The 454-nt window shown below is 43.0% G+C and carries 1 pseudogene; it reads left to right on the plus strand.

What is annotated here, in order from left to right:
* Window positions 1-454, plus strand: a pseudogene (locus tag F7Q90_RS26025) (antimicrobial resistance protein Mig-14); the annotation flags it as partial.

The following is a 454-nucleotide window of genomic DNA, read 5'->3' on the forward strand; positions in this document are numbered from 1 at the left end:
GCTTCCTTCCTGAACGTACCAATAAGCTTTCTGTATACCACAGGTCACAAATTATTAATGCCACATGGCGTCTTGCCAGAAAGAAACAGAACTGTCTGGTAAAAGACACCTTCTCTACTAAATTTGGAAAAAACCGTCGTAATGAGTATCAAAAGTTTCTCCGGAATGGTGGAAACGTCAAAAGCCTGGATGATTTTTCAGGTGATGAACTGGTGTGGATTTACCAGTCATTATTCCGCTCACGGTTTGGTGATACTCTCCCGTGTTATCCGACAGGCAACCTGACCGACTTTTTTTCCCGCCTTCGCCACCTCTTGTATGGTTGTGTGCTCTATGTTGAAAACTCACCATGCGCTTTTGATATTGTTTTAAAGGCAGAGAGCCGCCTTAATGTATATTTTGATGTTCCAAACGGCGGTGTAAAAAAAGAATGCATGAATCTTAGCCCCGGAAG

Origin of the sequence: Pantoea stewartii subsp. stewartii (genome assembly GCF_008801695.1) — a bacterium.
Taxonomy (GTDB): Bacteria; Pseudomonadota; Gammaproteobacteria; order Enterobacterales; family Enterobacteriaceae; genus Pantoea; species Pantoea stewartii.